The following is a 26,684-nucleotide window of genomic DNA, read 5'->3' on the forward strand; positions in this document are numbered from 1 at the left end:
ACCCCCGCATCCTGATCCGGGTGCGGGGCCGTTGTTTTCGGAAATTACGCGAAGACGACGGACCGCACCGGGCGAATGGTGGCGGTGGTAATGGTGGTGGTAATGCCGGCCACGCCCGCACCCCGCCGCATCGGCGGCATCACGGGGCAAGCAATGGCGAAGGCGTTACGCATGCAGTCAAAAGACATCACCGGAGTGAAGCCTGTCAAGCAGGCCGGGTTGCAAGCGCTGCGCGCCACGCCACGTGCATGCAGAAAGCCTTGCAGGACAAAGATTTATGCAAAGCCACCACAAGCGATTGATTGCTATAGAAACTTTTCTGATGGCCGCAGAGTTGATCGCTGCGCAACTTGGAAGGTGTGAGACCTGGCTTCGGGCGTCGCTCCTGGCGGCTTGGTCACGCGTTCCACAGAGCTCGCTTCTATCGAATGAGTTGCGCTTTACAGCAGAGTTAGGACTTCGGCGGTTCCGATGATCTGATGCAGGCCGATGAGGGCCAGCGGCAAGCAATGACTCTGGGCGTTATGACGACGACACGCCAGCTGAGCGTTTCGAAGTCTTTCCCAGAATTGGGATGACCACATCAGGGTTCTGCGCTCGCTACGCGCGCAGCGCCCACCACAGAGTCAGCGCAGCCGGGCGACCCAAGCATGCCGCGTGGACCTTAGCCCGCTCACCCAAGCAGCTGAGGATTGAGCTGCCATACCGCATAGTTCAGCGCCGCCGCAAAGCTGACCCACAGCACATAGGGAACCAACAACCACGCAGCACCACGGCTGTACCGAGCGAACGTCACGATGGTCGCCACCAGCGCCAACCACAGCGCCACGATATCGGCGAACGCCCATGCCCCCATGTGCCACGCAAAGAACAGCCAGCTCCACAACCCATTGAGCCCCAGCTGCAACACGAACACGGTCAGCGCACCGCGTGCCCCACCCCACCCGCCACGCCGCCAGATCAACCACACCGACACCGCCATCATCCCGTACAACACAGTCCACACCGGCCCGAACAACCACCCCGGCGGTGCCCAGCCCGGCCGCTGCAACCCGGCGTAGAAGCTGGCCGCCTGGATGGATGCCGCAGCACTCAAGGCTGCTACCGAGTAACACAGCACCAGCCAGCCCGCTAGTCCGAACCATTGCGTTTTTTTCGTCATAGATATCTCTCAAGCAGAAGGCGAACCAGCAGCGTGTCATAAGGCACATCATGCAACTGCAAGAATTTGCCACATTTGGCTGCCTGTGCCGGTACGCATTTAGGTATACACACCGGTCTGTGCACCGACCGAAGCACCGACGCCGACCTCGAACCCGGCGTTACTGCCCTTGCCTTGCTCCGTGCTGCTGGAGTTGCCAACTTCCAGGGCCCCGATCAAGTGCCGAATGCAGGCTCAGCATGTCGCAGGCCTTGATGCTGCCCTGCGCGATTCGCAGGTCGCCCCCGGCGGTTTTTCGGCTGACATTGCCACCGCCGGTAATGGTCGAGCCCTGCAATATCTGGCTGCTGCTACTGAAGCTGCTCTCGCTAGTGGCAGACCGACGCCGGCACACTTGATAAGTGAACCTGACCCCGTTACCGGCCATAGTCACTATGTCAGCCACCACCTTCTAACTTCGACCTTACAGCGGAACAGATCCGATGATAATTCTCCCCTCGCCTCGATGCCCCAATTTCCATAAGCTGATTCACCCCAAACTTGGTGTTCCGCTTTCTTCCACTTAGACGCCTGACTAGCAGGGCAAACAGTGACTTCCCACGTAGAACGCGTCGATAATCAGCGATTATTTCTTCCTTAAATAGGTGCGGATAGTGCTCACCAACATGCAATTGCATGCTCACCGCAGTTTCAGCACTGTTGTCCAAAATTTTATTTGGATGACTTCTAAAACCACTCTCAGCACCTGCCAGCGACCGATTCACAGAGAGCGCATACCATTCCACAAAAGAAGCAAGTTCCGCACGAAATATCTTTTCCTCATCAGCGCTCAACAGATTTTCCAAGTCACCATCTCTGAATAGGTCGTTCTCTATGGAATACCCTTCCGTGGTTATTAATTCTTCATATCCGTGACTCGGGGAACTGTGCACCCATAAATCTTGATCAACAATAAAAATCACTTGGCACGAAACAGGATCGCTCAATATTCTTTCCCTTAGAGCGAGAACTGCCCCCTTATTTCCCGCAGGGAGAATATCAACTCCATACTGCTTCAAATCCTCCTCTATTCGCCTATACAAAATAACGTCACACTTACCCTCAACCAAAACAGTCGGGATACTTGTTCTTTTTAATAAATGATATATCTCCTCAACTGTAGGCCGCACACTGTCAGACATGTAAGTCCCCCCGATCGCTACCCACCAAAACTTCCTTGTCAGGATATTTTGCGTAAATGAACGGAGAGTGTGTAGCGAATATAAACTGGTTTCCGGAATTTTGTGACTCCAGAATTGAATATAGCTGTCGCTGCCAATCGACGTGTAGACTCAATTCCGGCTCATCAATAAAAACAACGGCATCCTTATAGAATGCGTTATAACAGATGAAGCTCAGCATTTGTTTCTCGCCGGCAGAGAGAGCTTCACTGTTTACTGCCTCAGCGGCATCACCAAAACTTAAACGCTTGCCAAACGAGATCCCTGAATGTCTAAAAAGGCGCTCAACCAAACTACGTATTGCATCTAATGGCTGCATGGTTTCAGATCTAAATTCTTCAATCTTCTCAATCTCAGCTCTTGTTTCCGAAAGTAACTGATCCGCATTCTGCCCTCCCCCCTGAGTATTCTCGTACTGCCTTATCTTATTAATGACACTACGAGATACGTTACCTTGAAAGCCATTTATCTCCTCCGAGAAGATTGCATACTTCTTCAAGAGTAGGCTCACAATGTCTTGGGTGGAAATTGCAGAGACAAAGATGTGATCCTTTTCGGTGAGCTTACGAGAGAGTGCAGCAAGGGGTTCATCAATATCTGCCTCAGTTCTGAAAAAATTTCCAGAGCGATTCCGCTGCGCGGGCGTCATCGAAAAGCCTCCCTCAATGCGGCGGAATGTTGGAAAAAAAAGAGAACTTCCCACAGTAAGGTGCGACGCTGCCTTATCTTCCGCAGCCTCCCCAAATTCACCAAGCTCTTCCGAATCGTCTTCGAAGCTATAGGTTAAACCACCGATCTCCATCTCGATCTTGCAGTTGACTCTTCCAGTACGGATGACCGTACAACTGTATTCACTTGTTACAATGGTGCATGACCTGAAGGGCACTTCTTTCAGAGCAATCAATACGTTTCCGCTAATTATTAGCCAGATTAACTTTAGTATAGTCGTTTTCCCGGAACCATTCCTTCCGGTCAATAGATTCAAGTCACTATTAAATTGATATTTAACAGCATCAGATTGACCGAGCAAACCACTGACAGAGACAGAATCTATTCGCATAATTTCACCAGTGCTTGGGAGTTCAATTAAAACAGGACACGAATCACTTCTGCATTTCAGCGACATGAACAATTTTCATTGCTCTTTACATTGCCGCAAGAGGTTATGGCAACTGTGGCGACGTCCGGTGGATAAATACAGAGATTTGGCGCATTACAAATCTGGACAACAAGTGAGCCATTGATCCTGGTGACCCCGGCCCGATTCGAACGGGCGACCTTCCCCTTAGGAGGGGGACGCTCTATCCAGCTGAGCTACGGGGCCAAGGGCGGCATTGTCGCATGTTCGTCCGGCTTGCCAAGCCGGCGGGCGGTGCGGGTAGCCTGCTAAAATCGGCGGCTACTCGCGTTGCGTCTCGCCTGGTGCGGGGTGCGGCCGTCCCGACTTTCTTGGAGATTCCATGTCCGCTGACCTGCTCAAGGCGCTCGACCTCGCCCCGTCCAATGCCGGCACCTATCTTGGCGAGGGGACCTGGTCGCAGGCCACCGGTGCCGGGGTGCTGCAGCCGCTCAATCCGACCACCAATGCGGTGATCGCCGATGTGCAGGCCACCACGCCGGAGGATTACGAGCTGATCGTGGCGCGCGCGCAGGCCGCCTTCAAGGTCTGGCGCACCACTCCGGCGCCGCGTCGTGGCGAGGCCGTGCGCTTGTGCGGCGAGGCACTGCGTGCGCACAAGGACGCGCTCGGTTCGCTGGTGGCGCTGGAAATGGGCAAGAGCAAGCCCGAGGGCGATGGCGAGGTGCAGGAGATGATCGACATCGCCGACTTCGCCGTGGGCCAGAGCCGCATGCTGTACGGCTACACCATGCATTCGGAGCGCCCGGGCCACCGCATGTACGAGCAGTACCAGCCGCTGGGCCTGGTCGGCATCATCAGTGCGTTCAACTTCCCGGTGGCGGTGTGGGCGTGGAATGCATTCCTGGCGGCCATTTGCGGCGATATCTGCATCTGGAAGCCGTCCAACAAGACCCCGCTAACCGCGATTGCAACGATGAAGATCTGCAATGCCGCGCTCAAGGAGGCAGGCTTCCCGGACATCTTCTTCCTGATCAACGATGCCGGCACCTCCTTGTCGGAGAAGCTGGTCGAAGACGGCCGCGTGCCGCTGATCAGCTTCACCGGCTCGACCCAGATTGGCCGCGTGGTGGCCGAGAAGGTCGCACGCCGCCTGGGCCGTTGCCTGCTGGAGCTGGGCGGCAACAACGCCATCATCCTGGACGAAACCGCCGACCTGAAGCTGGCGGTGCCGGGCATCGTGTTCGGCGCGGTCGGCACCGCCGGCCAGCGCTGCACCACCACGCGCCGGCTGATCGTGCATGAATCCATCTACGACAACGTGCTGGCCACGCTGGTCAAGGCGTACAAGCAGCTCGACAGCAAGATCGGCGACCCCACCGACCCGGCCAACCTGATGGGCCCGCTCAACAGCCGCGGTGCGGTGGAGCAGTTACTGGAGTCCATCGCCAAGGCAAAGGCCGCCGGCGGCACGGTCGAAGTGGGCGGCACCGCCATCGATCGCCCCGGCAACTTCGTGTTGCCGGCGATCGTGACCGGGCTGAAGAACAGCGACGCGGTGGTGCAGCACGAGACCTTCGCGCCGATCCTGTACGTGATGAAGTACAGCACGCTGGATGAGGCGATCGATCTGCAGAACGGCGTGCCGCAGGGCCTGTCGTCGTCGATCTTCACCCAGAACCTGAAGGCGGCCGAGAAGTTCCTGTCGGCGGCCGGCAGCGATTGCGGCATTGCCAACGTCAACATCGGCACCTCGGGTGCGGAGATCGGCGGCGCCTTCGGTGGCGAGAAGGAAACCGGCGGCGGTCGCGAATCCGGCTCGGATGCGTGGAAGGTCTACATGCGCCGCCAGACCAACACCATCAACTACTCCGATTCGCTGCCGCTGGCGCAGGGCATCAAGTTCGACCTTTGATCGCATTGTGATCGCAGCGCCCCGGGTTCCGGGGCGTTGTCCGGTGCTGGCACCTGGCGCTCGCTGCGCCTATGGCACCACTGCCCGCAGCAGCGTACGCGCTGCTTTCTGCGCGCTGCCCCGCCGGGGCCAACGCGAGCACATGCAACGCCCAGCGCTTACCCAACCGGTACGCAAAAGACCGCCTCACGCATCGGCCGCGACCCGATGCACCGCCGCAGGCCATACTGCACAACCGCCATTCCGCCGCAGACCGCACGCCATTTGCGTGCCCGCTCTGGGATAATTGTGCAGCGCCCTGCCCTCCGGCCGTGGCCATCCAAGGAGTTGTGATGAATCATGTCGTCCGACAGACCAGCACGCTGGCCATCGTCAGCCTGGTCTCAGGCATTCTCGGCTGGACCCTGCTGCCGTTCCTGGGCAGCGTCTGCGCCATCATCACCGGCCACCTGGCGCGCGGCGAGATCCGGCGCAATCCGCAAGGCCTGGAAGGCGATGGGCTGGCCGTTGGCGGCCTGCTCCTGGGCTGGATCTCGGTGGCGATGTGGATTGCGGGCGTGGCGATCTTCGTCCTGTTCTTCGGCGGCCTGGCCTGGTTTGCGGCGGCAAACGCGTGAGCATGGCCGCGCCATCCTCCGCGCAACGGTTCAACGACCGGGTGGCCGCGTACGTGCGCTACCGGCCCAGCTACCCGCCGCAGGTCTTGCGCTGGCTGCATGAGCAGCTCGGCGTGACGCCCGCCAACCACGTGGCCGACATCGGTGCCGGCACCGGGATTTCCAGCCGGTTGTTCCTGGAGGCCGGCTACCCGGTGACCGCAGTGGAACCCAATCCGGCCATGCGCGAAGCAGCGCAGCAATGGCTGGCCAGCTATGCCAAATTCCGGGCGGTCGACGGCACTGCCGAGGCCACCGGGCTGGCCGATGCCAGCGTGGATGTGGTCTCTGCGGCGCAGGCTTTCCATTGGTTCGACATGCTCGCGGTGCGTGCCGAATGGGCCCGCATCCTGAAACCCGGCGGCCTGGCGGTGGTGTACTGGAACAGCCGCGAGCTGGACAGCACCGCGTTCCTGCGCGGCTATGAGCAGCTGTTGCTGGACTACGGCACCGACTACACCGCCGTGGCCGAGCGTTACCAGGACGATGCCACCATGCAGGCGTGGTTCGGCGAGGGTTTCGTTGCGATGGCCAAGTTTCCCAACGTGCAGCAGCTGGACTTCGAGGCCTTGCGCGGCCGCTTGCTGTCGTCGTCATACGCGCCCTTGGCGCACGATCCGCGGCATGCACCGATGCTTGCCGCGCTGCGCACCCTGTTCGATGCTCATGCCCAGGATGGGCACATCGATTTCCATTACCAGACCCGCGTGTTTGCCGGGAGATTGAACTGACCCGCATGTATTCGCTCGCCCGCCCCTTCCTGTTCGCCGTCGACGCCGAGCGCGCCCACGCGCTGGCCCTGCGCGCCATCGACACCGCCTACCGCACCGGCACCACGGCGCTGGTGGCCACCCGGCCGGTGCCCCTGCCCACGCCTGCCTTCGGGCTGATGTTCCCCAACCCGGTGGGCCTGGGCGCCGGGCTGGACAAGAACGGCGAGCACATCGATGCGCTGCTGGCATTGGGCTTCGGGTTTGTCGAGATCGGCACGGTGACGCCGAAGCCGCAGGAGGGCAATCCCAAGCCGCGCATGTTCCGGTTGCCCGAATACCAGGCGGTGATCAACCGCATGGGCTTCAACAACCTGGGCGTGGATGTGCTGGTGAAGAACGTGCAGCGTGCGCGCCGGCGCGGTGGCCTGCTCGGCATCAACATCGGCAAGAACAAGGACACGCCCAACGAGGAAGCGACCAGCGATTACCGCTATTGCATGGAGCGCGTGTATCCGCTGGCCGACTACATCACCGTCAACATTTCCTCGCCCAATACCGCCGGTTTACGCGAGCTGCAGGAAGAACAGGCGCTGCGCCGGCTGATCGCCGATCTGCGCGAAACCCAGGAAGCCCTGGCCGCCCAACACGGCAAGCGCGTGCCGATGCTGGTGAAGGTGGCACCGGACCTCAACGACCGCGACATCGATGCGGCCGCGCGCGTGTTGGCTGACCTGGCGGTGGATGGCGTGATCGCCACCAACACCACGGTGACGCGCACCCTGGTGGCCAGCCATCCGATGGCCGAGCAGGCCGGCGGCCTGTCGGGCGCACCGCTGCTGGGGCAATCCACGCTGGTGCTGCGTCGCCTGCGTGCACGCCTGCCCGAGTCCATTCCGTTGATCGGCGTGGGCGGCATCACGTCCGGCGCCGATGCGGTGGCCAAGATGGCCGCCGGTGCCAGCCTGGTGCAGTGCTACAGCGGCCTGGTCTATCGCGGGCCGCGCTTGATCGGCGAGTGCGTGGATGCAATCCGCCGCCGCCGTGAGTCGCCCAGTGGCGGCGCGGTGGGGCCGCTATGAGCGCGGCATCGCCGCTGCGCTGGCAACTCATCGAACACGCCCCGCTCCGCGCACTCAATACCTTTCATGTGGATGCCACGGCACGCTGGCTGTTGAACATCCATGCGCCCGAGGCGCTGCCCGACGCCCTGGCTGCGCCGCAGATCGCCGGGCAACCACTGCTGGTGCTGGGCAGCGGCAGCAATGTGTTGCTGGCCGGCGACCCGCCCGGCTGTGTGCTGTGTTTCGACAACCGCGACATCACCATCATCGCCCACCATGCCGACCACGCCATCGTGCGCGCAGGCGCCGGGGTTAACTGGCACGGGCTGGTGATGTATTCGCTGCAGCAGGGGCTTTCCGGCCTGGAAAACCTGGCGCTGATTCCCGGCACCGTGGGTGCCTGCCCGATCCAGAACATCGGCGCCTACGGCGCGCAGGTCAGCGACTTCATCCATGTGGTGGAAGCCTACGACCGCGGCACCGAGCAGTTCGTGCGGCTGAACCCGGCCGAGTGCGCCTTTGCCTACCGCGACAGCGTGTTCAAGCAGCAGCCGGACCGGTATTTGATCGTGGCGGTGGAATTCAATCTGCCGCTGCTGCACGAACTACGGCTGGACTATGCCGGCATCCGCGACGAACTCGCGCGCATGGGCGCCGAGCTTGCGGGCGCGGCCGATGTGGCGCAGGCGGTGATCAACATCCGCCAGCGCAAGCTGCCTGACCCGGAGGTGTTGGGTAATGCGGGCAGCTTCTTCAAGAACCCGCTGCTGCCGAGCGAGCAGATTGCCGCCTTGCAGGCGAGCTTTGCCGACATGCCGGTGTTCCCCGGCGAGCAGCCTGGCCAGGGGAAACTCTCGGCGGCGTGGCTGATCGAACAATGCGGCTGGAAAGGCAAGCGCGAGGGCGACGCCGGCATTTCCGAAGCGCATGCCTTGGTGCTGGTCAATCACGGCAGTGCCAGCGGCGCGCAGCTGCTGGCATTCGCACGCCAGGTGGCCGAATCGGTGCGGGAGCGGTATTCGGTGATCCTGGAACCGGAGCCGCGCGTGATCGGAGCGCATTGGTGACGGCGCAGCCCGCGTCGGCACGCGCTGCGCTGTGGATGCTGGTCAGCACATTTGCGTTCGGCCTGATGGCCATCACCATCCGGCTGGCGTCCAAGGACATCGCCACGACCGAGATTGCGTTTTTTCGTAACGCATTCGGCTTGTTGGCGCTGCTGCCGTTGATCGTGCGCCCTGGCAAACCGCTGCCGCGCACGCGCCAGTTGCCGCAGTATCTGGCGCGCACGTTGATCGGCCTGGCCTCGATGCTGTGCGGCTTCTGGGCGATCGGGCATCTGCCGCTGTCGCAGGCCATTTCGTTGTCGTATTCCACGCCGTTGTTTGTCACCGTGCTGGCGGTGATCTGGCTGCACGAGCAGGTGCGCCTGCGCCGCTGGCTGGCGGTGGCGGCGGGGTTTGTGGGCGTGCTGGTGATCCTGCGGCCAGGCTCATCCACGTTCACGCCCGGGCTGCTGATTGCACTGCTGGCCGCGGTGATCAGCGCGGTGGTCGCCATCCAGATCAAGCAGCTCTCGCGTAGCGATGATTCGGACACGGTGGTGTTCTACACCTACGTGTTTTGGGTGCCGATGTCGTTGATCCCCGCGTTGTTCCAGTGGACCTGGCCACACGGGATCGACTGGCTATGGCTGATCGCCACCGGCATCTTCGGTACCGCCGGGCAACTGTTCTGGACGCGTGCGCTCAAGCTGGGCGAAGTCTCTGCGTTGCAGCCGATCAGCTTCATGCAATTGCCACTGGTGGCCTTGCTGGGTTGGTGGCTGTTCGGCGAAGCGATCGCGCGCCACACGGTGATCGGTGCGGCGATCATCATTTCTGCCAACGTGTACATCGCGCATCGCGAAACCGTGCTGGCGCGCCGCGCGGCGACGCATGCGCCAGTGGAAGGCGCCAAACCGGGCGAGTGAGCGGGTCCACGCGGCAGCTGGATGCGCATCGTTGGCAATGCATCTCCTCGGCAATGCCAACGTACACTTCGGTCGCCGCGTACTGCGTACCACCTGCGCCGTAAGGTTTCCGATTTACCATCCGCCGCACTGACGTGGAGTTCGCATGCCGGTCCCAACGAAAACCATTGGTTTGATCGGCGGAATGAGCTGGGAATCCACCCTGCCCTATTACCGCATCATCAACCAGCACGTACGCCATGCGTGCGGTGGCCTGCACTCGGCGAAGCTGCTGCTTTACAGCGTCAATTTTCATGACATCGAGCGGCTGCAGCACGCCGGCGATTGGGAGGGGGCGGGTCAGGCGATGGCCGCAGCAGCGCGTGCGCTGCAGGCCGGAGGCGCCGACTTCATCGTGCTGTGCACCAACACGATGCACTGCGTTGCTGACGCGATCACCGCCGCCACGCCCCTGCCGCTGCTGCACATCGCCGATGCCACCGCCGATGCATTGGTCGCCGCAGGCATCCTCCGTGTCGGGCTGCTTGGTACGCGCTTCACCATGGAGCAGCCGTTCTATCGCGAGCGCCTGGAAGCGCGGGGCTTGGATGTGCTGGTGCCGCCGGCCGAGGCACGCGCACAGCTGCATCGGGTGATCTACGACGAGTTGTGCCAGGGCGTGATCAAACCGAAATCGCGCGACTATTTCCGTCAGGTCATGGCCGACCTCGGCCAGCACGGTGCGCAAGCGATCATCCTGGGGTGCACCGAGATTTCGCTGCTGGTGGACAGCATCGATGCGCAGCTGCCGTTGTTCGACACCACCGCGTTGCACGCCGAGGCGGCGGCATTGGCAAGCGTGTCCGGCTGATTCGCAGTGAAGGCGCAGCAATGGCGCCCCTGACCGAAGCAACAGCGTATTTGCGTGAAGTCTGATAGGTGCTATCGGCATTCCATTACCCAAACGCCGTAGCGACGGCGCTGCATGGCAGCTAGCATTGGATGCTCGGCGCGTTACCAAGCTTCAATGGCAGTGCATCGCCACCCGCGACAGGATGCAATTGCATGACCACCGACGCCCTACCAACGCAACTCACCCGCCGCGATTACAAAACGCCGGGCTTGTCCGCGCTGGGCGGCGCGCTGGAATTCTATGACTTCATCATCTTCATCTTTTTCGCGAAGGTGCTGGGCGAGTTGTTCTTCCCGCCCGGCATTCCGGAATGGACGCGGCAGTTGCAGACGTTCGGCATTTTTGCCGCCGGCTATTTGATCCGCCCGCTGGGCGGCATTGTGATGGCCCATTTCGGCGACCTGCTCGGGCGCAAGCGCATGTTTGCGCTGAGCATCGGGTTGATGGCGGTGCCCACGCTTGCCATTGGCGTGCTGCCGACCTACGCGCAGATCGGCGTGGCGGCACCGCTGTTGCTGCTCACGATGCGGCTGCTACAAGGCGCAGCCATTGGCGGCGAGGTTCCCAGCGCATGGGTGTTCGTTGCAGAACACGTGCCCGCGCGGCGCAGAGGGCTGGCCTGCGGCACACTGACTGCTGGCCTGGCTGCCGGCGTGCTGCTTGGTTCGCTGAGCGCCGGCGCACTCAATCGCGCCTTCACCCCGCAGGAAATCGCCGAATACGCCTGGCGACTGCCGTTCCTGGCCGGCGGCATCTTCGGCCTGCTGTCGGTGTATTTGCGGCGCTGGCTGCATGAAACGCCCGTGTTCGCCGAGTTGGTGGCCATGCGTGGGCTGGTACGCGAAACGCCGCTGAAGGTGGTGCTGCGCGATCACCCGCGCAGTCTCGCGCTGTCGTTGTGGCTGACCTGGGTGGTGGCCGCCGCAGTGCTGGTGGTGTCGCTGATGACGCCCACGCTGCTGCAGACTGCGTATGGCTATCCGGCACCGGTCGCGCTGCAGGCCAACCTGCTGGCGGTGCTCATGCAGGCCATCGGCTCGGTGGTGGCCGGCGCGCTCTCGGACCGCTGGGGCAACGGGCGTGTTCTGCTGGCCGGCAGCGTGATCCTGGGCATCAGCGCATGGCTGTTCTATCGCCTGGCAGGCGATCCGCAACTGCTGTTCCCGCTGTATGCCCTGCTCGGTGCTGCGCTGGGCGTGCTGGGTGCGATTCCCCGCGTGATGGTCGAGGCGTTTCCACCGGTGGTGCGTCTGTCCGGCGTGTCGTTTGCCTACAACCTGGGCTATGCCGTGTTCGGCGGCCTGACCCCGTTGCTCGTGGTGCTGCTGCTCAAGCAACACCCGATGGGGCCGGCGTATTACGTGATTCTGCTGGCATCCATCGGAGCCATCGTTGGCGCTCGCTTGTGGCAACGGGAGCGTGTCAGCATTTCTTAGGGCCGCTGCCAACCCCTAGCGAACGGTGGTCAGGCGGGCGTGCACGGCGCGCAGGAGCCGCAGAGTACAAAGTGGGAATGGCTCTGATGCTGAGCACCGGCCGCACCCGCCTTGCGGCTGCGCAGTCGGTTTGTGATCGCCTTAATCAGCGAACGGCACGCGCCCGGGCCGCTCCACCACCGCCCCGCTCGGCGTGCGCCAATGCGGGCGCCGCATACCGCGAAACATCACCAGATACAGGCCCACCACCCACACCAATGCAGCCGACCAGCCGCCGAGGATGTCGGAGGGATAATGCACGCCCAGGTAGATGCGCGAGACACCGACCAGCAGCGCGAACAGGCCGGCAACAATGGTCACCGGCCAGCGCCAACGCGTACGCCACGCCAATGCAATCACCACGGCCGCCAGGGTCATCGAGCCCATCGCGTGGCCACTGGGAAAGCTGAAAGTGCTTTCCGGTGCGATCGATTCCCACAAGCTGGGCCGGTGCCGCTGAAAGAACTGCTTGGCGCCCAGGTTGAGCAAGGCCGAGCCCACAAACCCCAGCGCGGCGAAGGTGCCTTCGCGCCAGCGCCGCAGCACCAGCAACACCAGCACGATCGCGATATCCAGCGGGATCACGCCGTACTGGTAGCCAACTTTAGAGACGACGCTGAAGAACGCATCCAGCCCAGGCGAGGCAATGCTGCGCAGGCTCCACAGCAACGGTTCGTCGAAATAGAAGTTTTCCAGCTCATGCACTTCGTCGGCGAGGTCGACGAACAATCCCAGCGGCAGCAGCACGCCCGCAAACAGCAGCCCGAACCGCCACGCATTGCGCTGCAGCCAGGTCTTGAATCCGGCCGGCGACTCAGCCGGCCCGACGGACATAGGTGCGTTCGACGTACTGATCGATCAGGTCGATGAATTCGTAGGCGATGTTCTCGCCGCGCAGGGTGACGGTCTTTTCGCCATCCACAAATACCGGTGCCGAGGGCGCTTCGCCAGTGCCCGGCAGCGAGATACCGATGTTGGCGTGTCGCGATTCACCCGGCCCATTGACCACGCAGCCCATCACCGCCAGCGTCATGTTTTCCGCGCCGGGGTTGCTGATCTTCCATTCCGGCATCTTGGCGCGCACATGGTTCTGCACCACGCCGGCCAGCTCCTGGAAAAACTCCGAGGTGGTGCGGCCGCAGCCGGGGCATGCGGTGACCAGCGGCGTGAACGCGCGCTGCCCGGTGGTTTGCAGCAGCTCTTGCGCGACGATCACTTCCTGCGTGCGCGACTGCCCCGGTTCGGGCGTCAGCGAAATGCGGATGGTGTCGCCGATGCCTTCCTGCAGCAGCACGCTCAGCGCCGCGGCCGAGGCCACGATGCCCTTGCTGCCGATACCGGCCTCGGTCAGACCCAGGTGCAGCGCGAAGTCGCAGCGCGCGGCCATGTCGCGGTAGACCGCGATCAATTCCTGCACGCCGGACACCTTGGCCGACAGGATGATGCGCTCGCGCGGCAAGCCCAGTTCCACGGCGCGTTCTGCCGAATCCACCGCCGAGCGGATCAGCGCTTCGCGCAGCACCCGGCCCGCATCCCACGGCGTCTCGCGCTTGGAATTTTCGTCCATCAGCTGCGCGGCCAACGCCTGGTCCAGCGAGCCCCAGTTGGCGCCGATGCGCACCGGCTTGTCGTACTGGATGGCGAATTCGATCAACTGCGCAAACTGCAGGTCCTTCTTCTTGCCGAAGCCCACGTTGCCCGGATTGATGCGGTATTTGGCCAGCGCCTCGGCGCAGGCCGGTTCGGCCGTGAGCAGCTGGTGGCCGTTGTAGTGGAAGTCGCCGATCAACGGCACTTCGATGCCCATCATGCGCAGCTTCTCGACGATGCGCGGGATGGCCGCTGCCGACTCGGCATTGTTGACGGTCAGGCGCACCATTTCCGAGCCGGCCCGCCACAACTCGGCGACCTGCTTGACGCTGCCGGCGATGTCGGCAGTGTCGGTATTGGTCATCGACTGGACGACCACCGGATGGCCTCCGCCCACAATGACGTTACCGACCTTGACGGCCTGGGTGATGCGGCGCGGCCAGGCGCTGGCATCGGCGGGGGGACTCGGGCGGGTGACGGCGTCGTACATCGCGCTATTTTAGCCTGTCCGCCGTCCGCTCACAGCTGAAGCGCTGCACGCGGCCCCTCCCCGCCCGGATGCGACGGTTTGTCGCAGGCCACCACCCCGACGAGCGCATAGCATTGCCGTGATGAATACCTCCGACGCCTCCTTCCTGCGGACCCTGTGCAGCCTGCGCTGGCTGGCCACCGCCGGCCAGGCCGCCACCATCCTGGTCGCCAGCGGGCTCATGGGCCTCACCCTACCGCAGGAGCCGCTCTGGGCCGGGGTGGCGGCGCTGGCGGTGTTCAACCTGTATGCGCAGTTGCGGGTGGCGCACCGCGGCGCGGTCAGCCCGGCCACCGAGTTCGGCCACATCCTGGTCGATGTGACGGTGCTGACCTGGATGGTGGGCTGGAGCGGCGGCATCGCCAACCCGTTCGGTTCGCTGTTCTTGGTGCTGATCGCGCTGGCCGCACTCGCCCTGCCGTTGAGCTGGGCGATGGCGGTGGCGGCGGCCTGCGTGGCCGGCTACGTCATCAGCGCCGCATTCGGCTTGCCACTGCCGTACGGCGGCTTCGACCCGCTGACTCTGCACATGTGGGGCATGGCGGCCAACTTCCTGCTCTCCACCGTGGTGGTGCTGGTGTTCGCCACCCGGCTGGCGTTGTCGCTGCGCGAACGCGAACGCGAGATCTCCACGCTGCGCGAGCGCTTTGCGCGTAACGAAGGCATCGTGGCGCTGGCTACGCATGCCGCCTCGGTGGCGCATGAGCTCAACACCCCGCTGGCGACGATGACCCTGCTGGCCGACGACATCGCCGACCAGTGCGATCAGGTCGAGTTGCGCGAAGACCTGGAAACCCTGCGCGAGCTGCTGGTGCAATGCCACGAGCGCGTGCTGGCGCTGGCAGCACCGGCCGACAACGGCCATCTCAGCCGCGAGGTGGCGGTGCGCGATGTGCTGGAACAGTGGCGCCTGGTGCGCCCGACCATCGAGCTGCGCCGCAATGAGGACGCGCCGCTGCGGCTGATGCTGCAGCCCGGCGTGAGCCACCTGCTGATGGTGCTGCTCAACAATGCCGCCGATGCCGGCGAACGCGCCGGCCGGCCGCTGATCGACCTCACCCTGCGCGTGGAAGACGACCAACTGGTCGGCGAAGTGCGCGACTACGGGCTGGGCTTCGACACCTCGCAGGCGATGTTGCCGGGCACCTTGTTCAACAGCGGCAAGCCCGACGGCATGGGCGTGGGCCTGGCCCTGTCGCATGCCACCGTCGAGCGGCTGCAGGGTGAACTGTGGATGCTTCCCGCCGAAGGCAGCGGCGCCCGCGTCGGTTTCCGCCTGCCGCTCTCCGAACACGAGGCCCTTGCATGAGCACACCCATCCGCACCGGCCTGCTGGTCGACGACGACACCCTGTATCTGCGCACCTTGCAACGCAGCCTCGCCCGCCGCGGCGTGGAAACGCTCACCGCCACCGATGCGGCCAGCGCCTTGTCCACCGCACGCAGCGCGCTGCCGGACTTCGCCTTGATCGATCTGAAGCTGGGCCACGACTCGGGATTGAACCTGATCCAGCCGCTGCGCGAAATCCGCCCGGACATGCGCATCCTGCTGGTCACCGGGTACGCAAGCATCGCCACCGCGGTGGAGGCGATCAAGCTCGGCGCCGACGACTACCTGCCCAAGCCAGCCAACATCCCCACCATCATGCGTGCGCTGGGCGAAGAGGACGACGACCTGCCCGATCCGGACGAAGAAGAAACCGCGCAGGAAATGATGACCCCGCTCAGCCGCCTGCAGTGGGAGCACATCCAGCAGGCGCTGCACGAAACCGGCGGCAACGTGTCCGCCGCCGCACGCCTGCTGGGCATGCACCGCCGCTCGCTGCAGCGCAAGCTCACCAAGCGCCCAAGCCCGGGACCGCAGCGCGAGCCCGGGCGCTGAGCGCCTGGTGTGCCTGCTGCGGTTTCGGCAGGCTTTCGCAAAGACGTTGCGCGGCTGCCTCTGCATGGGTGATCGTTCGCCGCGGCTCATGGATGACAGCGCGTCAGTCATTGTCGTTGCGCTGAAGCACAGCCGACGTTGCATACACAGCGCAGTCGTCGAACGCCCTATCCAGGCTGCCAGCCGATTGCTTACGCGCTCTGCAACCGCCTAGAGCTCTGTAACCACGCTACAGCGCCTCAGCGAACACACTGCCCGAAACGCAGCAGACGCGATGATCCTTGCAGGCACATCGCGCCCCGCCGCAGAACCACCGATGCATCACTCCATCGCCCGCACGCGCGCACCGAACACCCGCGCACGGCGCGAGGTCGCGGCAATGCCGTCCGGGCCCTGAATCAGGCTGCGTCCCCAACTGCTCAAACGCGCAGGATCCCAACCGAGCACGATATCCAGCGACTGCGTGCTGCTGTCGTTGCCCGACCACGACCAGCCGAGATAGCCCACGCCGTACTCGCGCGCGCGGCGCATGATCGCCGCCTCGTCCACGGGCGCGCCGCGATGATCGGCGCCGAACTCGCCCACCACCAGCGCAAGATTGTTGCTGCGGAAGGTGCGCAGGTAGCTGTCCACCACCGCGTCGCTGCCGAACACCTCGTACATGTGCACGCTGAAAATCAGGTTGCGGCGGCTGTCGCGCGCCAGCAACGCCCCCGCGTTGTCGCGCATGTAGAACTGCCAGTCCTGGCCCCAGTTGGGCGCATCCACCATCAGCGCATGCGTGAGCCCGGCGCCACGCAGCGTGGCGATCGCATTGGCGTGGCCGTTGACCCATTCGCTGGCACTGAGCTGATTGCCGAAGGGCTCGTTGCCGATGTTGATGATCACGTAGTCTTCCTGGCCCACCAGCGCAGTGCGCACGCTGGTCCAGTAACTGGCGGCATTGGCCAGGCTGCCGGCGGCGCCGTCTTCCATAGCCGGTGGTGTCGTGCACCTCCAGCACCGCGATCAACCCCAGGGCCTTGCAGCGCGCGATGATGCGCGCCACCTCGGCCTCGGGCGTGCGGTTCCAGCGGTGGCCGGAACTGAGCACCACCCGCACGCTGTTGGCACCGGTGGCCGCGATCTGCGCCAGCGCGGCATCGGTGCGATCGGCAAACCAGGCATGCGGCAGGTTGATGCCGCGCAGGATCAAGGTATTGCCATTGGATTCCTTCAGCTGTGTGCCCGACACGGACAAGCCGGCGTGCGCGGATGAGGCCAGCACCAAGCCGGCAAGGATCAGGACCAGGCGTTGCGCCAGGCGAGGAATGGTGTTCATGCTCGGCTCCAGACAAGGTGGACGCCGCAGACCGGCGTCCGCGGACAGCGCGCATCAGGCGTGCGCCAAGACCGTGCCAACCCGCGACGCAGGCGATCGCAGCGCGGGTCACAGAATCGACAACAGGTACAGATCAGGACAGAGCGCGCAGATCCGCATCCAGCGTGCTGGTAACGTTATCTCGTGCATGTCCATGCACCACGCGCTCGTTGCAAACGGCGAGCAAACCCTCGGCCCTGTAGGCACAGCGCACCCGAACCCGTCTGCGCCCTGCCGTGGTGCAGCGCAGTGATTCGACCGCCAGTGCTCCGCGAAGTGTCGAATGCAGCGTGCGGATTGCCGCGCTGCGGCACCCGCACGCGCGGCCAACTGAACGGCGCCACTCGCGCGTGATCAAGTCGCCGCGCTCGAGGCCGATACGGGCACATGCAATCCACGCCCGCTCCTGTCGCCTCCCCCCTCCCGTCCGCGCTCGATGAAGCGGCACGGCTGGCGGTCCTGCACGGTCTTTGCCTGCTGGACTCGCCGCCGGACCCGGTGTTCGACACCATCGCCGCCATGGCCGCACGCATGCTGGGGACCGAGATCGCCCTGGTCTCGCTGGTGGACGAACACCGCCAATGGTTCAAAGCCCGTGTCGGCCTGGAAGCGCCTGAGACCCCGCGCGAACATGCCTTCTGCGCGCACGCGCTGCGCTCCGATGACGTCCTGGTGATTCCCGATGCCTTGCTGGACCCGCGCTTCTGCAACAACCCGCTGGTGCTGGGCGCGCCGCATATCCGCTTTTACGCTGGCGCGCCGCTCAAGCTGCACGATGGCCACACCATCGGCACGCTGTGCGTGATTGGCACCAGCCCGCGTGCCGGGCTGGATGCGGAGCAACGCATCCAACTGGAAGGCCTGCGCGACCTGGCCGTGCTGCGGGTCGAAAACCTGCGCAGCAGTACCTACCGCGATGGCCCCACCGGCCTGCCCAACCGCGCGCGCTTCAGCGAAGACCTGGACGCGGTATTGCTGCAACGCACGGCCGATTCCGCCGCCACCGCGATCGCGGTGGACCTGTGCGGCAGCGATTATTTCCGCGACATGGTCAAGGCGCTGGGCTGGGATTACGCAGACGGCTATGTGGCGCTGGCCTACAAGCGTTTGATCAGCAAATTGCCGGCCGGCACCGCCTTGTACCGGCTGGATCCGACCACCTTCGCCTTCATGGTGACCACCGCCGACCCGCTACGCCTGAGCGCGCTGTGCAGCAAGATTTCCAAGGGGTTCGTGGCGCCGCTGGAGCACCAGGGCATTCCGCATACCGCGGTCGCCTCGATCGGCGCGGTGTTGCTGGAAACCAGCTACGGCGCCGCCGACACGCTGCGCTCGCTCACCACCTCGGTGGATGTCGCCCGCGAACATTGTCTGACCTGGAGCCTGTACGAGCGTAAGCACGACGTGGTCCAGCGCAACACCTTCCGCCTGCTGGCCGCCCTGCCCGCCGCACTGGCAAGCTCCAACCAGCTGCGCCTGCACTACCAGCCGCGCGTGGATCTGCACGATCACCGCTGCGTGGCGGTGGAAGCGCTGCTGCGCTGGCAGCACCCGATGATCGGCCCGGTGATGCCGTCGGACTTCATTCCGATGGCTGAAAAAACCGCGCTGATCAACCGCATCACCGCCTGGGTGATCGACCAGGGCATCGCCCAGGCCGCACGCTGGCAACAGCAGGGCCTGGACTTCAACCTGGCCTTGAACGTGTCGGCCGCCGATCTGGATCAACCCGGTTTCGTCGGGTTGCTGCGCCGCGGCCTGGACCGCCACAAGCTCGACCCGCGCCGGCTGGAGATCGAATTCACCGAAAGCGCGATGATCCGCCACCCCGAGCATCTGTCCGAGCAACTGGCGGCCGTTGCGGCGCTGGGCGTGCATATCGCCATCGACGACTTCGGCACCGGCTACAGCAATTTCAGCTACCTCAAACAACTGCCGGCCAGCTCGCTGAAGATCGACCAATCCTTCGTCCGCTCGCTGCCGGACAGCCGCACCGACCGCACCCTGGTGCCGGCGATGATCCAGCTCGGTCACAGCCTGGGCCAGCGCGTGGTGGCCGAAGGGATCGAGTCGGCGCAGGCCTACGCACAGCTGCGCAGCTGGGGCTGCGACGAAGGCCAGGGCTACTGGATCGCCAAGCCGATGCCTGCCGCAGCGCTGGAAGCCTGGTTGGAGACACCGTGGTACGAACGCGCCACCGACGCTGCCCCGCCAGCACCGCAACTGGAAGCCGCGCGCCTCTGAGTGACGGCGCCCAAACGCAACGCGGCGCAGAGAATGCTCTCCGCGCCGCGTTACTTATTGCGTGTGATGTGCGCTGGCGCTTACCAGAACACCGCGTACAGCGCGATCAGAATCGCAACCACGCCCACCGCACCGATCTTGAAGCCCAGCGTGGTGCCGTAGGCCACGTCCTTCGTGCGGATCAGATCGCGTGCCTGCGTGGCCGGTGTCAGGAGCGACACCACCACCGCCAGCACCAGCGCGGCGACGAACACTACGCCGATGCGGTCCATGAAGGGCAGTTCCGGCCACAGGATCTTGAGCGCGAACGACAGCACCACCGAGCCGATCGCCGCAGTCAATGCGCCGGCTTCGTTGGCACGCTTCCAGAACAGCCCCAGCATGAAGATCACCACCACACCGGGGGTAAAGAAGCCGGTGAATTCCTGGATGAACTGGAAGCCCTGGTCGAAGTTGCCCAGCAACGGCCGTGCGGTGAGGATGCCGATCAGCACCGAGACGGCGGCAACGATGCGACCCACACGCACCAGCTGTTTCTGCTCGGTCTGCGGGCGGAACTTGGCGTAGAAATCCAGGGTAAAGATCGTCGCCACCGAATTGATCTTCGACGCCAGCGAGGCCACGATCGCGGCCACCAATGCGGCAAACACCAGGCCCAGGATGCCGGTCGGCAACAGCTGCATCATGGTGGGGTACGCCTGATCAGGCTTGGCCAGATCCGGTGCCAGCACCACTGCGGCAATGCCTGGCACCACGATCACCACCGGCATCAGCAGCTTCAGAAACGCCGCGAACACCATGCCCTTCTGCGCTTCGCCGATGTTCTTGGCGGCCAGTGCGCGCTGGATGATGTACTGGTTGAAGCCCCAGTAGCTGATGTTCATCACCCACAGCCCGCCCAGCAGCACGCTCAGGCCCGGCAGATCCTTGTAGAACGGGTTGTCCTTGCTGAGAATCATGTGGAAGTGCTCCGGGTGCGCACTCCACAGCTGCTTGAAGCCGGCCAGCACGCCGGCGCCATCGCCGATGCGCGACAACGTCAGGCCGGTCACCAGCAGGCCGCCCAACACCAGCAAGGTGACCTGCACGATGTCGGTCAGCGCCACAGCCTTCAAACCGCCGTACAGCTGGTACACCAGCGCAAATACGCCGATCAGGGTCAGTGCCAGGGTCTGGTCCATGCCGGTGACCTGGCTGACCGCGATCGAGCCCAGCCACAGGATCGAGGTGAGATTGACGAACACGTACAGCAGCAGCCAGAACACCGCCATCAGCGTGCGGATCCACTTGCCGTAACGCTGTTCCAGGAACTGCGGCATGGTGTAGATGCCGTTGCGCAGGAAGATCGGCAGGAAGAACTTGCCAACGATCAGCAGCGTCAACGCCGCCATCCACTCATAGGAAGCGATGGCCAGGCCGATCGCATAGCCGGAACCGGCCATGCCGATGATCTGCTCGGCAGAAATATTCGCTGCGATCAGCGAAGCGCCGATCGCCCACCAGGGCAGCGACTTGCTGGCCAGGAAGTAGTCTTCGGCACTCTTGCTGTGCCCGGCCTTCTCGCGCGACACCCACTGCGCGAGCACGAAGATGCCGGCCAGATACACCAGCACGATCACGATATCCAACGTCGCCAAACCCACTGCACTCTCCTGTCTGGCTCTGGGGTGTGCGCCGCCGATCGGGCAAGCCTGCAGCGTGCCGCCGCCACGCACTTAAGTGCGTAGCGTCAGCGCGGCGAACCGCGGCTGCAGGCCATCCCGGCCATTCGACGACACCGCTCCCCGCGGCGGCTGTTGACACCACCTGCAACGGTGGCCGCTGTCGTGCACCGCCATGGTGGCGGTGCACGTGTTGCTTCAGCGCAGCAGTGGGTGGCCCTGCGGCCAGCCACTGCGGCTGGACTTACTTGACCGGGCAGTCGACCGTGACTTCGGCTTCGTTGAGTGCGCCCAGCGCAATCTTGGACACCGCGATGTCCAGCGCCGCGGCGCTTTCAATGCTGGCAACCTGAGTCAGCTTGGTCACGTCGGCGCCGGCTACCGCAAAGCACTTCAGCGGGATGCCCACCACCTTCCACTGGCCCTGCGGCAACGCGGCCAGGGTCTTCTGCGCATCCACACGGCCGCCGCACTTTTCGCCGCAGCCCACGCCCAGCCACACCGGCGCGGTCACCGCGCTGTCGCGGCGCAGGGTCAGCTGCAACTGCACGTCGCCGTTGCTTTCGCGCGACACATCCACCGGCTTGCCGGACACTAGCAGCACGCTGGAGGCCTTGGCACCGGACCACTGCAGGCGGCGCGCATCTTCCTGCGCCTTGTGGTCCACCGCACTCATCTTCAGGCTGCCATCGGACAAGCCCACCGGCAGCGTCGTTGCCGGCATGTTGGCCTGGCCGGCGTTGGACAGCTGCATCGCAATGCCGAGCGCCGGCTTGCCGCGTACGAAGTACACCCCACCCACCGACTGCTCACCGGAGACGCCCGATTCTTCCGGCAGCGCAGCCAGATCGCCCTTGTCGGCGTAGGTCAGGCCGAAGCCGAACTTGAACTGCGGGTCGTAGTCCTTCTGGCCAACATTGTTGGCGAACTGCACCGCGGTCTTGGGCCAGGAGAAGCTCAGCTTGCCCTTGAAGTCGTTCTGCACGCTGCCATCGGCCTTGCGCAACAGCACGTCGGCAATGCCCTCGCCTTCGGAGCCCGGCAACCACGCGGCGACGAATGCATCGGCCACGTTGATGTACTGGTTCATCCACAGCGGGCGGCCGCTCAGAAACACTGCCACCACCGGGATGCCTTCGGCCTTGAACTTCTTCAGCAACGCCAGCTCGCTGTCGTCGCCCGGCTTGTACAGCAGCGTGGCGATGTCGCCCTGGAATTCGGCATACGGGTTCTCGCCAAACACCACCACGGCCACATCGGGCTTGGTCTTGTAGGCGCCATCCACGGCCAGCTCGGCGCTGCCGCCGGCTGCGGTGATCTGCTTGTTCAGGCCTTCCCAGATGGTGTTGCCGTTCGGGTAGTCGCTGCGCTTGGTGCCGGTGCCCTGCCAGTTCAGCGTCCAACCACCGGACTGCTTGCCCATGTCGTTGGCGCCGTCGCCGACCACCAGCACGCGCTTTTTCGGATCAAGCGGCAGGATGCCGGCCTGGTTCTTCAGCAGCACCAGCGACTCACGCACCGCCTGGCGCGCAATGGCGCGGTGCTCGGGCGCGCCGAGCAGCTCGAACTTGCCACCGAGTGGGCGCTTGGACGGCTTGCCGGCTTCGAACAGGCCCAGGCGCAGCTTGACGCGCAGGATGCGGCGCACCGCATCGTCCAGGCGCTCCATCGAAATCTGGCCGGATTTCACTGCGGTCAGTTCGGTCTCGTAGATGCCCTTCCAGCTGTCGGAGGCCATCGCCATGTCGACGCCGGCAATGAAAGAAGCCGGGCAGTTCTCGTTGGTGCAGCCCTTGACCTGGCCATGGCCATTCCAGTCGCCAACCACGAAACCGCCGAAATTCATGCGGCCCTTGAGCACGTCGGTCAGCATGACCTTGTTGCCGTGCATTTTTTCGCCGTTGAAGCTGTTGAACGAGGCCATCACCGTCTGCGCACCGGCGGCAATCGCCGGCGGGTAACCGGCGGCATGGATGTCGCGCATGGTGGCTTCGGACACCTTGGTGTCGCCCTGGTCCTTGCCATCGGTGGTGCCGCCGTCGCCGACGAAATGCTTCACCGACGAAATTACATGGCTGCCGTCCAGGAACTGCGGCGTGCCCGGTACGCCCTGCACGCCCTCGACCATCTTGCCGGCGAAGCTGGCCACCACGTCCGGCGACTCGGAATACCCTTCGTAGCTGCGGCCCCAGCGGTCGTCCTGCGGCACCGCGACGGTGGGCGCAAAGGTCCACTCCATGCCGGTGACGCGGGTTTCGGCCGCGGTGACTTCACCGATCTTCTTGATCAGGTCCGGGTTGCGCGTGGCGCCCAAGCCGATGTTGTGCGGGAACAGCGTGGCGCCGACGATGTTGCTCTGGCCGTGCACCGCATCGATACCGAAGATGATCGGAATCGCATTGCCACCCTTGGAGGTGTCCATCGACGCTTCATAGAACGCGTCGGCCAGCTTCAGCCACTCGGCCGGCTTGGCGTCGTACTTGCCGCCCGGGTCGGAGTTGCCACCGGCCAGCACCGAACCGATGCGGTACTTGCGCACATCGTCCGGGGTCATGCTGGCGATATCGCCCTGGATGGTCTGCGCGACCTTTTCCTCGACGCTCATCTTGGCCATCACGTCGCTGATGCGCTGCTCCAGCGCCTGGTCCTGGGCGAACGGCCACTTCGGCGACGGCCACTGGTCCGGATGGATGGTGGTGGAGGTCTCGGCCGGCGTTGCCGCCGGGGCGGTCGTGTCGGCCGCGGCGGTGGACGTGGCCTCCTTGCCTTGGCAGGCAGCCAGCATCAGCACCGCGGCAGCGGTAGCCAGGGAGAGGGCGCGGCGCGCAACGGGCGCGGCGGTACGACGAAGCAGCATGTCCAAGATCCGGGTCTCCAGGTGGTTCTCCTGCCGCAATGCAAGCGCCGCAGGCCTTTAGGCGGCGTACGCTCACGTGATTCCCCTACCCTGTCAACCGTGCTCGCCCGTATGCCAAATCACGGGGAACTTATCGGACAGGGCTATAGCGTTGGAATACCGGCAGCCGCAGTCAAACCGCGGAAAATCGCCGAATCCGGTGCCACGCCTGCGCCGACGCGCCTGCGCACTTTGCTGCATCGCACCACCGGCGCGTGCGCGCAGTGCGCAGCCGTCGACCCGTACTGCCCAGCCGGCACCACGCATCAGCTCGCTAATCTGAAACACAGCCAACGGGTGAGCCCGCCGTCAAACAAGTGTCATCTGGGCGACCTAGCGTGACCGGCTTGCCGATGCGCGCGACGCATTGCCATTGCCGTCATTGCCTGGAGTTTCGATGTCTGCCTCCCCCGATCCCATCCGCCGCCGCGCCCTGCAATTGCTGGCGTCGGTTCCTCTGCTGCCGCTGGGCAGCGCCAGCGCCGCAGCGCTGCAGCAACTCGGCGGTGCCGCATTGGCTGCGCGCCCGCTGCGTCCCTCGGAAAACCCCGCGCGGCTGGTCTCGGCCACCTTCCACGGCATGCCGGCGCCCACCCTGGCCAACCCGGCGGCAATGGCCACCACCACCGTCGGCTCGGCGCTCACCGTGGCCCGGCATGACGGCAGCACCCAGCGCTACGCCCTGGCCTATCACCCGTTCTTCGTCACCGGCGACCAGGTGCCCGATGGTCACGGCGGTACCGTGCTGGCCGGCGGCTATTACGACATCCAGCATCGCCCCATCATCGACCGCTCCAAACCCGGTGCCGAGCGGCCGTTTTTTTCCGATTGCCCGGATGGGTCGTCGCTGCTCACCCTGCCCAATGCCAAGGTCGCGGGCGTCAAGGGCAACACGGTGTTTGCGGTGGTGCAGTTCGAATACACCACCCGCGACCAGGCCGGCAACGACACCAACCGCCACCTGCCCGCACCGATCGCCGTGCTCACGCTCGACCAGGACCCGGCGACCGGCAAGCTGTCGCTGGTGAAATACCACAACGTCGACACCGCCCCCGTCCACGGCCTGTGGACCACCTGCGGCGCCAGCCTGTCGCCGTGGAATACCCACCTGTCCAGCGAAGAGTACGAACCCGACGCCACCGCGCTGGCCGGCAATACCCAGTTCCGCAGCTACAGCACGCATCTGTATGGCGACCCGGAGCGCGCCAATCCGTACCACTACGGCCACCTGCCGGAGATCACCGTGCACCCGGACGGCACCGGCAGCGTGCGCAAGCACTATTGCCTGGGCCGCATCTCGCACGAGCTGGTGCAGGTGATGCCGGACAAGCGCACCGTGCTGATGGGCGACGACGCCACCAATGGCGGGCTTTTCATGTTCATCGCCGATCGCGAGGCCGACCTGTCGGCCGGCACGCTCTATGTCGGCAAGTGGCACCAGACCTCCGGCGTCGGCCCGGGCGCGGCCACGTTGAGCTGGATCAAGCTGGGACACGCCACCAGCGCCGAGATCGAAGCCCTCGCCAACCGCCTCACCGCCGCCGACATTCTCGACGTGCACCTGAGCGACCCGGGCGATGCCACGTTCACCAAGATTCCCTTCAACGGCACCTACAACTGGATCCGCATCAAGCCGGGCATGGAGAAGGCGGCCACCTACCTGGAAACCCATCGCTATGCCGCATTGGTTGGCGGCAGCCTGGGCTTCACCAAGCTCGAAGGCACCACCGTCAACGCGCGCGACAAGATCGCCTACATGGCGATGTCCTACATCGTCACCAGCATGCTCAACGGCTCGGGCGACGTGAAGGTGGAAGGCCCGCAGTCCGGCGCGGTGTATGCGCTCAACCTGCGTGGCGGGCGCCGCGACACCAAGGGCGCACCGATCCACAGCGAATGGGTGCCGATCGACATGGCCGCGCCTGCCGCGCTGACCGGCCACGACCTCGCGCAGGCCGACGGGCTGGGCAACCTGGCCGACCCGAACCGGCTGGCGAATCCGGACAACCTCAAGTTCTCCGAGTCGCTGCGCACGCTGTTCATTGGCGAAGACAGCAGCCTGCACGTCAACAATTTCCTGTGGGCCTACAACGTCGACAGCGGCACGCTGACGCGCCTGCTCTCGGTGCCGGCCGGTGCCGAATCCACCGGCCTGCACGCGGTTGACCAGATCCATGGCTGGACCTATGTCATGAGCAATTTCCAGCATCCCGGCGACTGGGAAAGCCCGCTGCACGACACCGTCAAGGCCACGCTGGATCCACTGGTGCGCGCCAACTACAAGGATCGTTTCGGCGCCGCAGTGGGCTACCTCACCGGTGACCCGGTGGCGGTGCAGTTGAGCAAGCCGTAAGCCCGTCTGGCGTGCCGCTCGCAGCG

At 64.2% G+C, this 26,684-nt stretch carries 20 protein-coding genes, 1 tRNA gene and 1 pseudogene; 13 read left to right on the top strand and 9 right to left on the bottom strand.

Annotated features, from left to right (window positions below; translation table 11 throughout):
• The first annotated feature begins 102 nt into the window (after positions 1 to 102).
• Positions 103 to 363, top strand: coding sequence for a hypothetical protein (locus tag ACD584_RS19600; protein ID WP_175611429.1), 261 nt, complete (start codon positions 103 to 105; stop codon positions 361 to 363).
• Between the two features lie 310 nt (positions 364 to 673).
• Here ACD584_RS19600 and ACD584_RS19605 read toward each other — a convergent pair whose 3' ends face one another.
• The 4 genes from ACD584_RS19605 to ACD584_RS19620 form a co-directional block, all read right to left on the bottom strand.
• Complete coding sequence (locus tag ACD584_RS19605) at positions 674 to 1,162, bottom strand: TspO/MBR family protein (RefSeq protein WP_175611634.1); 489 nt, start codon at positions 1,160 to 1,162, stop codon at positions 674 to 676.
• 437 nt (positions 1,163 to 1,599) lie between these two features.
• Positions 1,600 to 2,343 (bottom strand): DUF4435 domain-containing protein, encoded by a 744-nt coding sequence (locus ACD584_RS19610; RefSeq protein ID WP_076036840.1) that lies wholly within the window; start codon positions 2,341 to 2,343, stop codon positions 1,600 to 1,602.
• Positions 2,336 to 3,508: an AAA family ATPase gene (locus ACD584_RS19615; RefSeq protein ID WP_228438106.1), complete on the bottom strand. Its 1,173-nt coding sequence runs from the start codon at positions 3,506 to 3,508 to the stop codon at positions 2,336 to 2,338. The genes ACD584_RS19610 and ACD584_RS19615 overlap by 8 nt, the downstream gene beginning before the upstream one ends.
• Before the next feature lie 121 nt (positions 3,509 to 3,629).
• A tRNA-Arg gene (locus ACD584_RS19620) sits at positions 3,630 to 3,706 on the bottom strand.
• A 136-nt stretch (positions 3,707 to 3,842) separates the two neighbouring features.
• Between ACD584_RS19620 and ACD584_RS19625 the strand changes: the two genes are divergently transcribed.
• The 8 genes from ACD584_RS19625 (at position 3,843) to ACD584_RS19660 (ending at position 12,105) form a co-directional block, all read left to right on the top strand.
• Positions 3,843 to 5,375, top strand: coding sequence for an aldehyde dehydrogenase family protein (locus tag ACD584_RS19625; protein ID WP_076036838.1), 1,533 nt, complete (start codon positions 3,843 to 3,845; stop codon positions 5,373 to 5,375).
• A gap of 332 nt (positions 5,376 to 5,707) precedes the next feature.
• Positions 5,708 to 5,992, top strand: coding sequence for a DUF4190 domain-containing protein (locus tag ACD584_RS19630; RefSeq protein WP_011036963.1), 285 nt, complete (start codon positions 5,708 to 5,710; stop codon positions 5,990 to 5,992).
• Between the two features lie 2 nt (positions 5,993 to 5,994).
• On the top strand, positions 5,995 to 6,762 hold the full coding sequence (locus tag ACD584_RS19635) for a class I SAM-dependent methyltransferase (RefSeq protein ID WP_043921735.1): 768 nt from the start codon (positions 5,995 to 5,997) through the stop codon (positions 6,760 to 6,762).
• Positions 6,763 to 6,767: 5 nt separating this feature from the next.
• The gene (locus tag ACD584_RS19640; protein ID WP_076036837.1) at positions 6,768 to 7,823 is read left to right on the top strand and encodes a quinone-dependent dihydroorotate dehydrogenase; all 1,056 of its coding nucleotides are present in this window, start codon (positions 6,768 to 6,770) and stop codon (positions 7,821 to 7,823) included.
• Positions 7,820 to 8,872: a UDP-N-acetylmuramate dehydrogenase gene (murB, locus tag ACD584_RS19645; protein WP_076036836.1), complete on the top strand. Its 1,053-nt coding sequence runs from the start codon at positions 7,820 to 7,822 to the stop codon at positions 8,870 to 8,872. Before ACD584_RS19640 ends, murB begins: the two co-directional genes overlap by 4 nt.
• Positions 8,866 to 9,777 (top strand): DMT family transporter, encoded by a 912-nt coding sequence (locus ACD584_RS19650; RefSeq protein ID WP_011036959.1) that lies wholly within the window; start codon positions 8,866 to 8,868, stop codon positions 9,775 to 9,777. Before murB ends, ACD584_RS19650 begins: the two co-directional genes overlap by 7 nt.
• A gap of 145 nt (positions 9,778 to 9,922) precedes the next feature.
• Positions 9,923 to 10,627: an aspartate/glutamate racemase family protein gene (locus ACD584_RS19655; protein WP_076036835.1), complete on the top strand. Its 705-nt coding sequence runs from the start codon at positions 9,923 to 9,925 to the stop codon at positions 10,625 to 10,627.
• A 194-nt stretch (positions 10,628 to 10,821) separates the two neighbouring features.
• On the top strand, positions 10,822 to 12,105 hold the full coding sequence (locus ACD584_RS19660) for an MFS transporter (RefSeq protein WP_076036834.1): 1,284 nt from the start codon (positions 10,822 to 10,824) through the stop codon (positions 12,103 to 12,105).
• A gap of 141 nt (positions 12,106 to 12,246) precedes the next feature.
• Here ACD584_RS19660 and ACD584_RS19665 read toward each other — a convergent pair whose 3' ends face one another.
• On the bottom strand, positions 12,247 to 12,978 hold the full coding sequence (locus ACD584_RS19665) for a phosphatase PAP2 family protein (RefSeq protein ID WP_076036833.1): 732 nt from the start codon (positions 12,976 to 12,978) through the stop codon (positions 12,247 to 12,249).
• Entirely contained in the window at positions 12,959 to 14,224 is a 1,266-nt protein-coding gene (gene ispG, locus ACD584_RS19670) for a flavodoxin-dependent (E)-4-hydroxy-3-methylbut-2-enyl-diphosphate synthase (RefSeq protein ID WP_011036954.1), read from the bottom strand. The genes ACD584_RS19665 and ispG overlap by 20 nt, the downstream gene beginning before the upstream one ends.
• A gap of 121 nt (positions 14,225 to 14,345) precedes the next feature.
• Here ispG and ACD584_RS19675 point away from each other — a divergent pair, with 121 nt between their 5' ends.
• Together ACD584_RS19675 and ACD584_RS19680 are read left to right on the top strand one after the other, a co-directional pair.
• Positions 14,346 to 15,572 carry a sensor histidine kinase gene (locus ACD584_RS19675; protein ID WP_014507542.1) on the top strand — a complete coding sequence of 409 codons (1,227 nt, stop codon included), beginning with the start codon at positions 14,346 to 14,348 and terminating at the stop codon, positions 15,570 to 15,572.
• Positions 15,569 to 16,144 carry a response regulator transcription factor gene (locus ACD584_RS19680; RefSeq protein ID WP_011036952.1) on the top strand — a complete coding sequence of 192 codons (576 nt, stop codon included), beginning with the start codon at positions 15,569 to 15,571 and terminating at the stop codon, positions 16,142 to 16,144. Before ACD584_RS19675 ends, ACD584_RS19680 begins: the two co-directional genes overlap by 4 nt.
• A gap of 321 nt (positions 16,145 to 16,465) precedes the next feature.
• On the opposite strand, the pseudogene ACD584_RS19685 reads toward ACD584_RS19680, so the two are convergent.
• Positions 16,466 to 17,465 (bottom strand): annotated as a pseudogene (locus tag ACD584_RS19685) (glycoside hydrolase family 5 protein).
• A 426-nt stretch (positions 17,466 to 17,891) separates the two neighbouring features.
• On the opposite strand from ACD584_RS19685, the gene ACD584_RS19690 reads away from it, so the two are divergent.
• Entirely contained in the window at positions 17,892 to 19,748 is a 1,857-nt protein-coding gene (locus ACD584_RS19690; protein WP_076036832.1) for a bifunctional diguanylate cyclase/phosphodiesterase, read from the top strand.
• A gap of 80 nt (positions 19,749 to 19,828) precedes the next feature.
• On the opposite strand, the gene ACD584_RS19695 is transcribed toward ACD584_RS19690, so the two are convergent.
• Both ACD584_RS19695 and ACD584_RS19700 read right to left on the bottom strand, forming a co-directional pair.
• On the bottom strand, positions 19,829 to 21,391 hold the full coding sequence (locus ACD584_RS19695) for a sodium/sugar symporter (protein ID WP_042598940.1): 1,563 nt from the start codon (positions 21,389 to 21,391) through the stop codon (positions 19,829 to 19,831).
• A 262-nt stretch (positions 21,392 to 21,653) separates the two neighbouring features.
• Positions 21,654 to 24,272 carry an exo 1,3/1,4-beta-D-glucan glucohydrolase gene (locus ACD584_RS19700; protein ID WP_076037849.1) on the bottom strand — a complete coding sequence of 873 codons (2,619 nt, stop codon included), beginning with the start codon at positions 24,270 to 24,272 and terminating at the stop codon, positions 21,654 to 21,656.
• Positions 24,273 to 24,702: 430 nt separating this feature from the next.
• On the opposite strand from ACD584_RS19700, the gene ACD584_RS19705 reads away from it, so the two are divergent.
• Positions 24,703 to 26,658, top strand: coding sequence for a PhoX family phosphatase (locus ACD584_RS19705; protein WP_175611633.1), 1,956 nt, complete (start codon positions 24,703 to 24,705; stop codon positions 26,656 to 26,658).
• Positions 26,659 to 26,684: the final 26 nt, after the last annotated feature.

It is taken from the genome of Xanthomonas sp. NCPPB 2922 (assembly GCF_041520885.1).
In the GTDB taxonomy this organism is placed as follows: Bacteria; Pseudomonadota; Gammaproteobacteria; order Xanthomonadales; family Xanthomonadaceae; genus Xanthomonas; species Xanthomonas campestris.

Bases quoted from the DNA above. Each gene is read 5' to 3' on its own strand.
- ACD584_RS19600 (WP_175611429.1), top strand. From the start codon at position 103: ATGCCGGCCACGCCCGCACCCCGCCGCATCGGCGGCATCACGGGGCAA.
- ACD584_RS19605 (WP_175611634.1), bottom strand. From the start codon at position 1,162: ATGACGAAAAAAACGCAATGGTTCGGACTAGCGGGCTGGCTGGTGCTG.
- ACD584_RS19610 (WP_076036840.1), bottom strand. From the start codon at position 2,343: ATGTCTGACAGTGTGCGGCCTACAGTTGAGGAGATATATCATTTATTA.
- ACD584_RS19615 (WP_228438106.1), bottom strand. From the start codon at position 3,508: ATGTCGCTGAAATGCAGAAGTGATTCGTGTCCTGTTTTAATTGAACTC.
- ACD584_RS19625 (WP_076036838.1), top strand. From the start codon at position 3,843: ATGTCCGCTGACCTGCTCAAGGCGCTCGACCTCGCCCCGTCCAATGCC.
- ACD584_RS19630 (WP_011036963.1), top strand. From the start codon at position 5,708: ATGAATCATGTCGTCCGACAGACCAGCACGCTGGCCATCGTCAGCCTG.
- ACD584_RS19635 (WP_043921735.1), top strand. From the start codon at position 5,995: ATGGCCGCGCCATCCTCCGCGCAACGGTTCAACGACCGGGTGGCCGCG.
- ACD584_RS19640 (WP_076036837.1), top strand. From the start codon at position 6,768: ATGTATTCGCTCGCCCGCCCCTTCCTGTTCGCCGTCGACGCCGAGCGC.
- murB (WP_076036836.1), top strand. From the start codon at position 7,820: ATGAGCGCGGCATCGCCGCTGCGCTGGCAACTCATCGAACACGCCCCG.
- ACD584_RS19655 (WP_076036835.1), top strand. From the start codon at position 9,923: ATGCCGGTCCCAACGAAAACCATTGGTTTGATCGGCGGAATGAGCTGG.
- ACD584_RS19660 (WP_076036834.1), top strand. From the start codon at position 10,822: ATGACCACCGACGCCCTACCAACGCAACTCACCCGCCGCGATTACAAA.
- ACD584_RS19665 (WP_076036833.1), bottom strand. From the start codon at position 12,978: ATGTCCGTCGGGCCGGCTGAGTCGCCGGCCGGATTCAAGACCTGGCTG.
- ispG (WP_011036954.1), bottom strand. From the start codon at position 14,224: ATGTACGACGCCGTCACCCGCCCGAGTCCCCCCGCCGATGCCAGCGCC.
- ACD584_RS19675 (WP_014507542.1), top strand. From the start codon at position 14,346: ATGAATACCTCCGACGCCTCCTTCCTGCGGACCCTGTGCAGCCTGCGC.
- ACD584_RS19680 (WP_011036952.1), top strand. From the start codon at position 15,569: ATGAGCACACCCATCCGCACCGGCCTGCTGGTCGACGACGACACCCTG.
- ACD584_RS19690 (WP_076036832.1), top strand. From the start codon at position 17,892: ATGCAATCCACGCCCGCTCCTGTCGCCTCCCCCCTCCCGTCCGCGCTC.
- ACD584_RS19705 (WP_175611633.1), top strand. From the start codon at position 24,703: ATGTCTGCCTCCCCCGATCCCATCCGCCGCCGCGCCCTGCAATTGCTG.